Genomic DNA, 13,071 nt, shown 5'->3' on the forward strand with positions numbered 1-13,071 from the left:
CATAGCGCAACGATTCGTACGATGCGCAACAGCAAGGGGGTTGGGTCGTGCCACACGAGGTCCGTGCCGTCGTCGCTCTGCAGAAGGGCGCACCCGTAGAGGTGCAGACGATCGTCGTTCCCGATCCCGGACCGGGCGAGGTCCTGGTCAAGGTGCAGGCCTGCGGGGTCTGCCACACGGATCTGCACTACCGGGAGGGGGCCATCAACGACGAGTTCCCCTTCCTGCTCGGCCACGAGGCGGCGGGCACCGTCGAGGAGGTCGGCGCCGGCGTCACCGACCTCGCCCCCGGCGACTACGTGGTCCTCGCCTGGCGCGCGCCCTGCGGCTCCTGCCGCTCCTGCCGCCGCGGCCGCCCCTGGTACTGCTTCGACTCGCGCAACGCGACACAGCCCATGACCCTGCTCGACGGCACCCCGCTCACCCCGGCCCTGGGCATCGGCGCCTTCGCCGAGAAGACCCTGGTCGCGGCCGGGCAGGCGGTGAAGGTCGACGCGGCCGCCCGGCCGGAGGCCGCGGGTCTCATCGGCTGCGGCGTGATGGCGGGGTACGGCGCCGCGGTGAACACCGGCAACGTGCAGCGCGGCGACACCGTCGCGGTCATCGGCTGCGGCGGGGTCGGGAACGCGGCGATCGCGGGCGCCTGCCTCAACGGCGCGCGCAAGGTGATCGCCGTCGACATCGACGACAAGAAGCTCGACCAGGCCGAGAAGTTCGGCGCCACGCACACCATCAACTCGAAGGGCACCGACCCCGTCGAGGCCGTGCGGGCGCTCACCGACGGCTTCGGCGTGGACATCGCGATCGACGCGGTGGGCCGGCCCGAGACGTACAAGCAGGCCTTCTACATGCGCGACCACGCGGGCACCTTGGTCCAGGTCGGCGTCCCGGACCCGGAGATGAAGGTCGAGATCCCGCTCATCGACCTGTTCGGCCGGGGCGGCGCCCTCAAGTCCTCCTGGTACGGCGACTGTCTGCCGACCCGCGACTTCCCGTTCCTCATCGACCAGTACCTGTACGGGCTGCTCGACCTGAACGCGTTCGTCACCGAGACGATCTCGCTCGACAAGGTCGAGGCGGCCTTCGAGAAGATGCACCACGGCGACGTGCTGCGCTCGGTGGTCGTCCTGTGACGGCGGCGGCCGCCGGCTCCGTGCGCGTCGAACGCGTGGTCACCTCCGGGACGTTCAGCCTCGACGGCGAGACCTTCGACGTCGACAACAACGTCTGGCTGATCGGCGACGACACCGAGGTGCTCGTCGTCGACGCCGCGCACGACGCGCCCGCGATCCTCGCCGCCGTCGCGGGCCGCCGGGTCGTCGCCGTCGTCTGCACGCACGGCCACGACGACCACATCGGCGCCGCCGTCGCGCTCGCCGGGGCGAGCGGCGCCCCGGTCCTGCTGCACCCCGCCGAGCAGGAGCTGTGGCAGACCGTGCACGGCGACCGCAAGCCCGACGCCGAACTCGCCGACGGGATGCGCCTGTCGGTGGCCGGCGCCGAGGTCCGTGTGCTGCACACCCCGGGCCACACCTGGGGCAGTTGCAGCCTGTACGTCCCCTCGCTCGGTGCTGTGTTCACCGGCGACACCCTGTTCCACGGCGGCCCGGGCGCGACCGGCCGCTCCTACTCCGACGCGCCGACGATCGTGGCCTCGATCCGCGACCGGCTGCTCACCCTCCCGGACGACACCGTCGTCCACACCGGCCACGGCGCGCACACGACGGTCGCCGCCGAGCGGCCCCACGTGCCCACGGCCTGAGGCGCTCCCGCCTCGCCGCGAGGCGGGCCCGCCCCCTTCTTTCTCCCTGCCGTCCCCACCACCCGAGGAGGGGCATGTCCAGCACGTCCAGCACCCCCGAATCCGCCGCCGCCCGCGGCCCCCGCGTCGTCGTCATCGGCGCCGGCATCGTCGGCTGCTCCCTCGCCGACGAACTCACCGCCCGCGGCTGGTCCGACGTCACCGTCCTCGAACAGGGGCCGCTGCCCGCTCCCGGCGGCTCCACCTCGCACGCCCCGGGCCTCGTCTTCCAGACCGGCCCGTCCAAGACCCTCACCGCGTTCGCCCGGTACACCGTGGAGAAGTTCAACTCCCTCGAAGTGGACGGGCTTTCCTGCTTCAACCCGGTCGGCGGCCTGGAGCTCGCCACCACCGAGGAGCGCTGGGCCGACCTGCACCGCAAGGCCGGCTGGGCCGCCTCCTGGGGCGTGCGCGGCGAGCTGGTCTCCGCCGCCCGCTGCAAGGAACTGTGGCCGCTCGTCGACGAGTCGAAGGTCCTCGGCGGTTTCCACACCCCCGACGACGGCCTGGCCCGCGCCGTGCTCGCCTGCCGCGCGCAGATGACCCGCGCCCAGGAGCGCGGCGCCACCTTCCTGGAGCGGCACACCGTCACCGGCATCGAACAGGAGGACGGCCGGGTCACCGGCGTCGTCACCGACCGCGGCACGTTCCCGGCCGACCACGTCGTGTCGGCCGCCGGCTTCTGGGGCCCCGTCATCGGCCGCATGGCCGGCATCGACATCCCCCTGCTCCCGCTCGCCCACCAGTACGCGAAGACGAAGCCGCTGCCCGCGCTCGAAGGCGTCAACGACCCGCGCACCGAGGCGTCGAAGCCGATCCTGCGCTTCCAGGACCGCGACCTGTACTTCCGCGAGCACACCGACCGCATCGGCATCGGCTCCTACGCCCACAAGCCGCTGCCCGTCGACCCGTTCGCGGTGCCCGGCTACGACGCGGCCCGCGCCAAGAACATGGACATGCCCTCCTCGTACCCGTTCACCGAGGAGGACTGGGCCCCCAGTTGGGAGGACTGCCGCCGGCTGCTCCCCGCCCTGCGCGACGCCGAGATCGAGGAAGGCTTCAACGGCGTCTTCTCCTTCACCCCCGACGGCATGCCGGTCCTCGGCGAGAGCCGCGACCTGCGCGGCTTCTGGCTCGCCGAGGCCGTGTGGGTCACCCACTCCGCCGGTGTCGCCAAGGCCGTCGCCGAGTGGATGGTCGACGGCCGGCCCTCGCTCGACCTGCACGAGTGCGACCTCACCCGCTTCGAGGACGCCCAGCGCTCCCCCGCCTACGTGCACGACCGGGGCGCGCGGCAGTTCGTCGAGGTCTACGACGTCATCCACCCGCTCCAGACGATGGAGCAGCCGCGCCCGCTGCGCGTCTCCCCCTTCTACGCCCGTCAGCAGGAGCTCGGCGCGCACTTCCTGGAGGGCGGCGGCTGGGAGCGCCCGCACTGGTACGAGGCCAACGCCGACCTGGCGGCCGACGTGCCCGAGCGGGACGCGTGGGCGGCCCGGCACTGGTCGCCGATCGCGGCGGCCGAGGCACGGGTGACCCGCGAGAAGGTCGCCCTGTACGACATGACGCCGCTGCGCCGCCTGGAGGTCACAGGCCGGGGCGCGCTGGACTTCCTGCAACGCATGACGTCCAACAACCTCGCCAAGAAGCCCGGCGCCGTCACCTACACCCTGCTCCTCAACGAGGACGGCGGGATCCGTTCCGACCTCACCGTGGCCCGGCTCGCCCCGGACCGCTTCCAGGTCGGCGCCAACTCCCCCACCGACCTCGACTGGCTGCTCCGGCACGCCCCCGACGACGTACAGGTCAGGGACATCACGTCCGGCACCTGCTGCATCGGCGTGTGGGGCCCGCTCGCCCGCGCCCTCGTCCAGCCCCTGACCCGCGACGACTTCTCGCACGAGGGCTTCGGCTACTTCCGCGCGAAGCAGACCCACCTCGGGCACGTCCCGGTCACCGCGATGCGCCTGTCGTACGTGGGCGAGCTGGGCTGGGAGCTGTACACCACCGCGGACCTGGGCCTGCGCCTGTGGGACACGCTGTGGGAGGCCGGACAGGAGCACGGCGTGATCGCGGCCGGCCGCTCCGCGTTCAACAGCCTGCGCCTGGAGAAGGGGTACCGCTCCTGGGGCCACGACATGACCGAGGAGCACACCCCGTACGAGGCCGGCGTCGGCTTCGCCGTCCGCATGGACCGGGGCGACTTCGTCGGCCGGGCCGCACTGGAGGCGCTGCCCGAGCCGCGCCGCAGGCTCACCGCGCTGCTCCTGGACGACCCGGCGGCCGTGGTCCTCGGCAAGGAGCCCGTCCACGTGGACGGCGCCCCGGCCGGTTATGTCACCAGCGCCTCCTACGGCTACACGCTGGGCCGCTGTGTCGCGTACGCGTGGCTGCCGCCGCTGGAGCCCGGCACCGGGGTGCACGTCGAGTACTTCGGCGAGAAGGTCCCGGCCACCGTCGCCGAGGAGCCCCTGTTCGACCCGAAGATGACCCGGATCCGCCGCTGACGCCTCTTCCCGGTCTCCCCAGCCCCTGCGATCCCCCGGAGGCATCCAGAATGTCGCCCACCTACGACGTGATCGTGATCGGCCTCGGCGGCATGGGCAGCGCCGCCGCCCACCATCTGGCGGCGCGCGGCGCCCGTGTCCTCGGCCTGGAGAAGTTCGGCCCCGCCCACAGCCGCGGGTCCAGCCACGGCGGGTCCCGGATCATCCGGCAGGCCTACTTCGAGGACCCCGCGTACGTGCCGCTGCTGCTGCGCTCGTACGAGCTGTACGAGGAGCTGGAGCGGGCCACAGGGCGGGAGGTCGCCACCCTGTGCGGCGGCCTCATGCTCGGCCGGCCCGACTCCCGCGCCGTCGCCGGCTCGGTGCACTCGGCGCGGCAGTGGGACCTGCCGCACGAGATCCTCGACGCGCCGGAGATCCGCCGCCGCTTCCCCACGCTGAATCCGAACGACGACGAGATCGCCCTGCACGAGGCGCGCGCCGGCCTCGTCCGCCCGGAGAACACGGTCGTCGCCCACCTCCAGCTCGCCACCCGCGCCGACGCCGACCTTCACTTCAACGAACCGATGACCCGCTGGGAGCCCCTCGCGGGCGGCGGCGTGCGGGTGCACACCGCCGAGAACGCGTACACCGCGGACCAGTTGGTGATCTGCCCCGGCGCCTGGGCGCCGCAGCTGCTCACCGATCTCGGGGTGCCGTTCACCGTCGAGCGACAGGTCATGTACTGGTTCCAGCCCACCGGCGGCGTCGAACCGTTCCGCCCCGACCGGCACCCGGTCTACATCTGGGAGGACGCGCGGGGCGTGCAGATCTACGGGTTCCCGTCGATCGACGGCCCGGATCTCGGCGCCAAGGTCGCCTTCTTCCGCAAGGGCACCGAGTGCAGTCCGGAGACGATCGACCGGGAGGTGCGCGCCGACGAGATCGACGCCATGGCGGAGCACATGTCCCGTCAGATCCCGAGCCTCCCGGGCACCTTCCTGAAGGCCGCGACCTGCATGTACTCCAACACGCCCGACGAGCACTTCGTGATCGCCCGGCACCCCGAGCACCCCGATTCCGTCACCGTGGCCTGCGGTTTCTCCGGCCACGGCTTCAAGTTCGTGCCGGTGGTCGGCGAGATCGTCGCCGACCTCGCCCTCGACGGCGCCACCGAGCACCCCATCGAGCTGTTCGACCCCAACCGCCTCGCCGCCGCGCCCGCCTGAGGAGTACGCACGTGACGACGACCCCCGTCGCCCCCAGCCTGGTGTCCACCCTGCCCGGGCGTTACTACACCGACCCCGACCTGTTCCGCCTGGAGCAGGAACGGATCTTCGAGACCATGTGGTTCTGCGCCGTGCGCAGCGCCGACCTCGACAAGCCGGGCGCCTTCCGCACCGTGCAGATCGGCCGGGAGAGCGTCCTGATCACCCGGTCCCGCACCGGTGAACTGCGCGCCTTCCTGAACACCTGCCGGCACCGCGGCGCCCGGATCTGCACCGAGGAGTCCGGCGAGGTCCGGCGCAACCTCCAGTGCCCGTACCACGCCTGGACGTACGACCTCGACGGCAAGCTCGTCGCGGCGCCGAACCTGACGAAGATGCCCGACGTCGACCGCGCGCAGTACGGCCTGGTGAAGGTCGCGCTGCGGGAGTGGCTCGGCTACGCCTGGGTGTGCCTGGCCGACGAGCCGCCCTCCTTCGAGGAGACGGTGATCGGCGCGGCCGTGGAGCGCCTCGGCGACGTGGCCTCCATCGACCGGTACCGCACCGAGGACCTGGCGCTCGGCCGGCGCATCACCTACGACGTGAAGTCCAACTGGAAACTGATCGTCGAGAACTTCATGGAGTGCTACCACTGCGCGACGATCCACCCCGAACTCACGGAGGTGCTCCCCGAGTTCGCGGACGGCTACGCGGCTCAGTACTACGTGGGCCACGGCGCCGAGTTCGGCGACGACGTCAAGGGCTTCACGGTCGACGGCAGCGAGGGCTTCGAGCGGCTGCCGGAGGTCGCCGACGGCCAGGACCGCCGCTACTACGCGATCACCGTCAAGCCGACCGTGTTCGTCAACCTGGTGCCGGACCACGTGATCCTGCACCGCATGTTCCCCGTGTCCGAGGACCGCACGATCGTCGAGTGCGACTGGCTGTACGCCCCGCGGGTCGTGGAGTCGGGCGCCGACGTGTCGAAGTCGGTGGAGCTGTTCCACCGGGTCAACCTCCAGGACTTCGAGGCCTGTGAGCGCACCCAGCCGGCGATGTCCTCGCGCGCCTACCGCGACGGAGGTGTCCTGGTGCCGACCGAGCACCACATCACGATCTTCCACGAGTGGCTGACCCGGCAGCTGGGGGTGGACCATGTCTGATCTGTACATCGACGGCGTCTGGACCTCCGCGCGCGAGGGGCGCGGCCGGGAGATCCGCTGCCCCGCCGACGGCTCGCTGGTCGCCGTCGTGGACGAGGCCGGGCCCAAGGACACCCTGGAGGCGATCGGCGCCGCACGGCGCGCCTTCGACAAGGGGCCCTGGCCGCGCACCACGGCCGCCGAGCGCGGCGATCTGCTGCTGCGCGTCGCGGACCTGCTGGCCCGCGACAAGGCCGCGCTCGCCCGCGCCGAGTCCCTCGACACGGGCAAGCGGTTCGTCGAGAGCGAGTACGACATCGACGACATCGTGAACTGCTTCCGGTACTTCGGGCGGCTCGCGGCGATCGACGACGGCCGCGTCGTCGACACGGGCGTGCCCGACGCCGAGAGCCGGATCGTGCACGAGCCGGTCGGTGTCTGCGCGCTGATCACGCCGTGGAACTATCCGCTGCTCCAGACCGCGTGGAAGGTGGCGCCCGCGCTCGCCGCCGGCAACACCTTCGTCCTCAAGCCGAGCGAGCTGACCCCGCACACCGCGATCCACCTCGTGCGGCTGCTCGAGGAGGCCGGGCTGCCGCCGGGCGTCGCGAACCTGGTCCTCGGGGCCGGCCCCGAGGCGGGCGCCCCGCTCGCCGACCACCCGGACGTGGACCTGCTCTCCTTCACCGGCGGGCTGCGCACCGGGCGGCTGCTGATGGCGGCCGCGGCCGGCACGGTCAAGAAGGTCGCGCTCGAACTCGGCGGCAAGAACCCCAACATCGTGTTCGCCGACGCCGACTTCGAGACGGCCGTCGACATGGCGCTCACCGCGGTGTTCCTGCACTCGGGGCAGGTCTGCTCGGCCGGGGCGCGGCTGCTCGTGGAGGACTCGCTGCACGACCGGTTCGTCGACGAGGTGGTGCGCCGGGCCCGGGAGATCCGGCTCGGCGGCCCCTTCGACGAGCGGGCGCAGACCGGTCCGCTGATCTCGGCGGGCCATCTGGAGAAGGTCGAGGCGTACGTCGCCCGCGGTGTCGCGGAGGGGGCGGTGCTGCGCTGCGGCGGCGCCCGGCCCGACGGGGAGGCGTACGAGAAGGGCTTCTACTTCCCGCCGACCGTGCTCGACGCGTGCACAGCCTCGATGTCGGTCGTCCAGGACGAGTCGTTCGGGCCGGTCCTGACGGTCGAGCGGTTCACGAGCGAGGACGAGGCGGTGCGACTGGCCAACGACACGATCTACGGTCTGGCCGGCGCTGTCTGGACGAGCGACGAGGCCAAGGCCCGCAGGGTCGCGGCGGGGCTGCGGCTCGGCACGGTGTGGATCAACGACTTCCACCCGTACGTGCCGCAGGCCGAATGGGGCGGCTACAAGCAGTCGGGCACCGGCCGTGAGCTGGGCCCCGCGGGGCTCGCCGAGTACCGCGAGACGAAGCACATCTGGCGCAACACCCGCCCGGCCCCGCAGGGCTGGTTCGCCTGATCCAGACGTGACTCCCCCACTCAAGGAGACGTCGATGCACCCACGTTCCGACAGCAGAACTTCTGACACCAGTACTTCTGACGACAGCGAGCTCGCGGAGTTCGGGTACCGGCCCGAACTCAAGCGCACGCTCGGCAGCTTCCACACCTTCGCCGCGGGCATCAGCTACATCTCGATCCTCACCGGCACCTTCCAGCTCTTCTACTTCGGCTACGCGAACGGCGGCCCGGCCTACTGGTGGTCCTGGCCCATGGTGTTCGCGGGCCAGGTGACGGTCGCCCTGTGCTTCGCCGAGCTGGCCGCCCGCTATCCGGTCGCCGGATCGGTCTACAACTGGGCGAAGAAGGTGGGCAATCCGCACATCGGCTGGCTCGCCGGCTGGATGATGCTCCTCGCCTCGGTCGTGTCCATCGCGGCCGTCGCCCTCGCCTACCAGCTGACGCTGCCGCAGATCTCGTCCTTCTTCCAGTTCGTCGGGGACGGCACGGGCACGTACGACGTGGCCACGAACGCCGTGATCCTCGCTTCCGTACTGATCCTTTTCACCACGCTCGTCAACGCGTTCGGCGTGAAGCTGATGGCCACCATCAACACCGCCGGTGTCTTCATCGAACTGGTCGCCACCGTCGTCCTCATCGTCCTGTTCGCGGTGCACATCGTGCGCGGGCCGCAGGTGGTGACGCAGACCGCGCACACCGGGGACGGCCAGTCCTTCGGCTATCTCGGCGCCTTCCTCGTCGCCTCGCTCGCCTCCGCGTACGTCATGTACGGCTTCGACACCGCGTCCTCGCTCGGCGAGGAGTCCCTCGACCCGTCGCGCAACGCGCCGCGCGCCATCATCCGCTCGATCGTCGCCTCGTTCGTCCTCGGCGGACTGATCCTGCTGCTCGCCCTGATGAGCGTCTCCTCGCTGCACGGCGAGAAGCTCTCCTCGGACGGACTGCAGTACGTGGTGCTCGACGTGCTCGGCCCGACAGCCGGCAAGGCCATGCTGTGGTGCGTGCTCATCGCCGTGACGGTGTGCGCGCTGGCCGTGCACACGGCGGCGATCCGCCTCGCGTTCGCGATGTCCCGGGACAACAACCTGCCCGCGTCCTCGCTGCTCGCCCGGGTCAGCCCGCGTTTCAAGACACCGGTCGCGCCCGCCGTGATCATCGGGGTGCTGTCGCTCGGGATCCTCGTCGTGAACATCCGCCAGCCGCAGATCTTCACGGTGGTCACCAGCATCGGCATCGTCATGATCTACATCGCCTATCTGCTGGTCACCGGGCCGATGCTGGTGGCGCGGCTGCGCGGGAAGTGGCGGCCCGCCGACGGCGGCCGGTTCTCGCTCGGCCGCTGGGGCCTGCCCGTCAACGTCCTCGCCGTGCTGTGGGGCGCGGGCATGACCGTGAATCTGCTCTGGCCCCGCGCGGCCGTCTACAACGCCACCGCGCCGTTCCACTGGTACCTGCGCTGGGGCGCGTTCCTGTTCGTCGGCGTGATCGGCGCGGGCGGGTTCGCCTACTACTGGTTCGTCCAGCGGCACCGCACCTGCGTCCTCGCCGAACACGCCGCGCGGGCCGACGGGTCCGCCGCTCCCTCCCTCCCCGACGCCCACCCGGAAGAGGTCACCACCCGATGAGCACCGACGCGAGCAACGACGCCACCACAGCCACCGATGTCTTCGACTACGTCGTCGTCGGCGGCGGCACCGCGGGCAACGTCGTCGCGGCCCGCCTGACCGAGGACCCGGACGTCACGGTCTGCGTCCTGGAGGCCGGACCGAGCGACGTCGGCGACGACAACGTACTGCGGCTCGACCGCTGGATGGGCCTGCTGGAATCCGGCTACGACTGGGACTACCCGGTCGAACCGCAGTCCAGCGGCAACAGTTTCATGCGGCACGCCCGTGCCAAGGTGCTCGGCGGCTGCTCCTCGCACAACTCCTGCATCGCCTTCTGGGCGCCCGCCGAGGACCTCGACGCGTGGGCCGCCGGCGGCTGTACGGGCTGGGCCGCGGCCGACCTGTTCCCGCTGTACAAGCGGTTGGAGAACAACGACGCCCCGGGCGACCACCACGGCCGCTCCGGGCCGGTGAAACTGCGCACCCTCAAGGGCGCCGACGACCCGTGCGGCACGGCCCTCCTGGAGGCCTGCGCGCAGGCGGGCATCCCGACGACACCGTTCAACACGGGCACGACGGTCGTGCGCGGCGCCAACTGGTTCCAGATCAACTCGGACGAGAACAACGTCCGGCAGTCGTCCTCGGTCGCGTACCTCCACCCGGTCATGGGCCGCCGCCCCAACCTCTCCGTCCTGACCGGCGTCCGCGCCAAGAAGCTGGTCTTCGAGGGGCGGCGCTGCGTCGGCACGGAGTACCTGGACCCGGACCAGATCCACACCCGCACGGTCCGCGCCCGACGCGAGGTCATCGTCTCCTGCGGCTCGATCGACACCCCGAAGCTGCTGATGCTGTCCGGCATCGGCCCGGCCGCGCACCTGCGCGAGACCGGTATCGACGTCCTGGTCGACTCGGCGGGCGTCGGCCAGAACCTCCAGGACCACCCCGAGGGCGTCATCATGTGGGAGGCGCGGCAGCCGATGCCCACCCGGTCCAGCCAGTGGTGGGAGGCGGGCATCTTCTACGACACCGAGCCCGGCCTCGACCGGCCCGACCTGATGTTCCATTACGGCTCCGTGCCCTTCGACATGAACACGGCCCGGCACGGCTACCCCACCACCGAGAACGCCTTCTGCCTCACCCCGAACGTGACCCGCGCCCGCTCCAAGGGCACCGTGCGGCTGCGCACCCGCGACTACCGGGACAAGCCGAAGGTCGACCCGCGCTACTTCACCCACGAGCACGACGTCCGCGTGATGACGTACGGCCTCAAGCTGGCCCGGCGCATCGCCGAGCAGCCCGCGCTCGCCGGCTGGAAGGGCGCGGAGCTGGCCCCCGGCCCGGACGTACGCACCGACGACGAGCTCCTCGACTACATCCACAAGACCCACAACACCGTCTACCACCCCGCCTGCACGGTGAAGATGGGCGCCGACGACGACCGCCTCGCCCCGCTCGACGCCCGCCTGCGCGTCAAGGGCGTCGAGGGCCTGCGCGTCGCCGACGGCTCGGTCATGCCGGACCTCGTCACGGTCAACCCGTGCATCACGACGATGATGATCGGCGAAAAATGCGCCGACCTCCTGAAGTCCACCCACCACTGACCCCGCGCCCCCGACGCCCCGGGCCCCCTGCACGCCGACCGGCGCCAGGGGGCCCGCCCATGCGTGCCTTTCCGCGGGGCGCGTACTCGGGCCCGGTCCGGGGACAAGGAACGGGGGGCGGTCCCAGTCGGGGCCGAGCAGGGTGCCCGCCTTCTGCACCACCAGAAATGCTCATCGTGGTGGAGGAGTTGGCAGGGCAGACCCAGCGCGGGGCGCGCGCAGCGCATGTGTGGCCGGTACGGGGCCAGGGGCCTGGCCTGGCCTGGCCTGTCGTGGAGCACGGGGCGCGGGTCGTGTCGGTGGAGCCCCTGATCACGTAAGCCCAGGCCCGACACTGGACCGACCCGGCCCGCTCGGTGCCGGAGGCACGCTCGCGCTGTGGTGGAACGACTCGGATGCGACGGTGCCCTGGATCACGGACCAGGACACGCGCCTGTTCGGCAAGAACGGCGGAACCGGGCCCGATCCACAGGCCCGGTTCCGCCGGCTGCCGGCCGGGGTTCGGCTTCGCGACCCGGCAGGTGAGCTGGTTCCGTCCACAACAGCTACTCGACGCCAACCCACCTGACTGCCCTCACGGACCTCGACAGATTCTTCGCCCAGTTGGTTCCGGCCCAGGCGGGCACCGACGAGTTCCTGACCGCCTGACGGGTCAGCCGGTCTTCTCCACGAAGTCGGTCGTGTAGGTCTTCTTCAGGTCGATCGTGGCGTCCTTCAGGTTCGGGTTGAAGGACTTCAGGACGCGCTGGACCGTCGCGGGGCCGTCGGCCGGCATGCGGCCGTCCTTCGTGAACATGGGGAGCGTGCTCTCGATGGCCTGTGCGTAGAGGCCCTCGCCGCCCTGCGCGTAGTCGCTGGGCATCTTCGCGGCGATCTCCTTCGCGCTGTGCGTGGACATCCACTTGAGGGTGCGGACGAAGGCGTTGGTGAGCTTCTGGACGGTCTCCTTGTGACCGTTCACCCAGTCCGTGTTCATGTAGAGGCTGGAGGACGGGTACAGGCCGCCGAGCGCCTGCTTCGAACCCTCGGGGGTGCGCATGTCGACGAGGACCTTGCCGAGCTTCTTGTCGAGGATCTGCGCGACGGTCGGGTCGGTGGTCATGCCGCCGTCGATGGAGCCCTTCTGCAACGCCGAGATGAAGGTCTGGCCCGCGCCGACCGCCACGTTCGTGAACTGGTCGACGGCGACGCCGTCGTGGACGGCGAGGTACTTGGTGAGGAAGTCGGTCGAGGAGCCGAGGCCGGTCACGCCGAGCTTCTTGCCCTTGAAGTCCTTCGGCGACTTCAGGTCGCCCGCCGCCTTGTTGGACACGATCTCGACCTCGCCGGGCGTCTGGGCGAGCTGCACGACGGACTCGACGGACTTGCCCTTGGTCTGGAGGTCGAGGGTGTGGTCGTAGAAGCCGACGACGCCCTGGACGTTCCCGGCGACGAGGGAGGTGGTGGCGTCGATGCCGGCGGGCTCGCTCAGGAGCTCCACGTTGACGCCCTCGTCCTTGAAGTAGCCGAGGCGCTGGGACAGCATCGCGGGCAGGTAGATGACCTTGTCGATGCCGCCGACCATGATCTTGACCTTCTCGCCCTTGCCGCCTCCCCCGCCCTCGGTGGCCTTCGAGGAGACCTCGTCGGCGCAGCCGCTCAGCGCGGTGAGGGCGACGAGGGCCGCGGTGGCGGCGGTGAGGCGGACGGTGAGCCTGTTACGGGACATGCGGGACATCAGCGCTCCTGGAAAGGGAAACGGGGGACG

General features: G+C 71.0%; 9 protein-coding genes. 8 read left to right on the forward strand and 1 reads right to left on the reverse strand.

Features of this window, described 5'->3' with window-relative positions:
- The first annotated feature begins 47 nt into the window (after positions 1–47).
- From ACIBTU_RS31635 to ACIBTU_RS31670, 8 genes are all read left to right on the forward strand, one after another.
- On the forward strand, positions 48–1,133 hold the full coding sequence (locus ACIBTU_RS31635) for an S-(hydroxymethyl)mycothiol dehydrogenase (protein ID WP_399130077.1): 1,086 nt from the start codon (positions 48–50) through the stop codon (positions 1,131–1,133).
- Positions 1,130–1,762, forward strand: coding sequence for an MBL fold metallo-hydrolase (locus ACIBTU_RS31640; RefSeq protein ID WP_399130078.1), 633 nt, complete (start codon positions 1,130–1,132; stop codon positions 1,760–1,762). The genes ACIBTU_RS31635 and ACIBTU_RS31640 overlap by 4 nt, the downstream gene beginning before the upstream one ends.
- Before the next feature lie 74 nt (positions 1,763–1,836).
- Positions 1,837–4,308 (forward strand): FAD-dependent oxidoreductase, encoded by a 2,472-nt coding sequence (locus ACIBTU_RS31645; RefSeq protein ID WP_399130079.1) that lies wholly within the window; start codon positions 1,837–1,839, stop codon positions 4,306–4,308.
- 50 nt (positions 4,309–4,358) lie between these two features.
- Positions 4,359–5,516 carry an N-methyl-L-tryptophan oxidase gene (solA, locus tag ACIBTU_RS31650; RefSeq protein ID WP_399130080.1) on the forward strand — a complete coding sequence of 386 codons (1,158 nt, stop codon included), beginning with the start codon at positions 4,359–4,361 and terminating at the stop codon, positions 5,514–5,516.
- Between the two features lie 11 nt (positions 5,517–5,527).
- The gene (locus ACIBTU_RS31655) at positions 5,528–6,658 is read left to right on the forward strand and encodes an aromatic ring-hydroxylating dioxygenase subunit alpha (RefSeq protein WP_399130081.1); all 1,131 of its coding nucleotides are present in this window, start codon (positions 5,528–5,530) and stop codon (positions 6,656–6,658) included.
- Positions 6,651–8,117: an aldehyde dehydrogenase family protein gene (locus ACIBTU_RS31660; protein WP_399130082.1), complete on the forward strand. Its 1,467-nt coding sequence runs from the start codon at positions 6,651–6,653 to the stop codon at positions 8,115–8,117. Before ACIBTU_RS31655 ends, ACIBTU_RS31660 begins: the two co-directional genes overlap by 8 nt.
- Positions 8,118–8,151: 34 nt before the next feature.
- Complete coding sequence (locus tag ACIBTU_RS31665; protein WP_399130083.1) at positions 8,152–9,741, forward strand: APC family permease; 1,590 nt, start codon at positions 8,152–8,154, stop codon at positions 9,739–9,741.
- The gene (locus tag ACIBTU_RS31670) at positions 9,738–11,324 is read left to right on the forward strand and encodes a GMC family oxidoreductase (protein ID WP_399130084.1); all 1,587 of its coding nucleotides are present in this window, start codon (positions 9,738–9,740) and stop codon (positions 11,322–11,324) included. The genes ACIBTU_RS31665 and ACIBTU_RS31670 overlap by 4 nt, the downstream gene beginning before the upstream one ends.
- Before the next feature lie 652 nt (positions 11,325–11,976).
- On the opposite strand, the gene ACIBTU_RS31675 is transcribed toward ACIBTU_RS31670, so the two are convergent.
- Positions 11,977–13,032, reverse strand: a complete 1,056-nt coding sequence (locus ACIBTU_RS31675) for an ABC transporter substrate-binding protein (protein ID WP_399130086.1) — start codon at positions 13,030–13,032, stop codon at positions 11,977–11,979.
- Positions 13,033–13,071 lie beyond the last annotated feature (39 nt).

The sequence above is a fragment of the Streptomyces sp. NPDC050145 genome, from assembly GCF_044460245.1.
Classification (GTDB): Bacteria; Actinomycetota; Actinomycetes; order Streptomycetales; family Streptomycetaceae; genus Streptomyces.

Excerpts from the sequence above, each read along its gene's own strand:
- ACIBTU_RS31675 (WP_399130086.1), bottom strand. The coding sequence starts at position 13,032 with ATGTCCCGTAACAGGCTCACCGTCCGCCTCACCGCCGCCACCGCGGCC.
- solA (WP_399130080.1), top strand. The coding sequence starts at position 4,359 with ATGTCGCCCACCTACGACGTGATCGTGATCGGCCTCGGCGGCATGGGC.
- ACIBTU_RS31645 (WP_399130079.1), top strand. The coding sequence starts at position 1,837 with ATGTCCAGCACGTCCAGCACCCCCGAATCCGCCGCCGCCCGCGGCCCC.
- ACIBTU_RS31665 (WP_399130083.1), top strand. The coding sequence starts at position 8,152 with ATGCACCCACGTTCCGACAGCAGAACTTCTGACACCAGTACTTCTGAC.
- ACIBTU_RS31660 (WP_399130082.1), top strand. The coding sequence starts at position 6,651 with ATGTCTGATCTGTACATCGACGGCGTCTGGACCTCCGCGCGCGAGGGG.
- ACIBTU_RS31670 (WP_399130084.1), top strand. The coding sequence starts at position 9,738 with ATGAGCACCGACGCGAGCAACGACGCCACCACAGCCACCGATGTCTTC.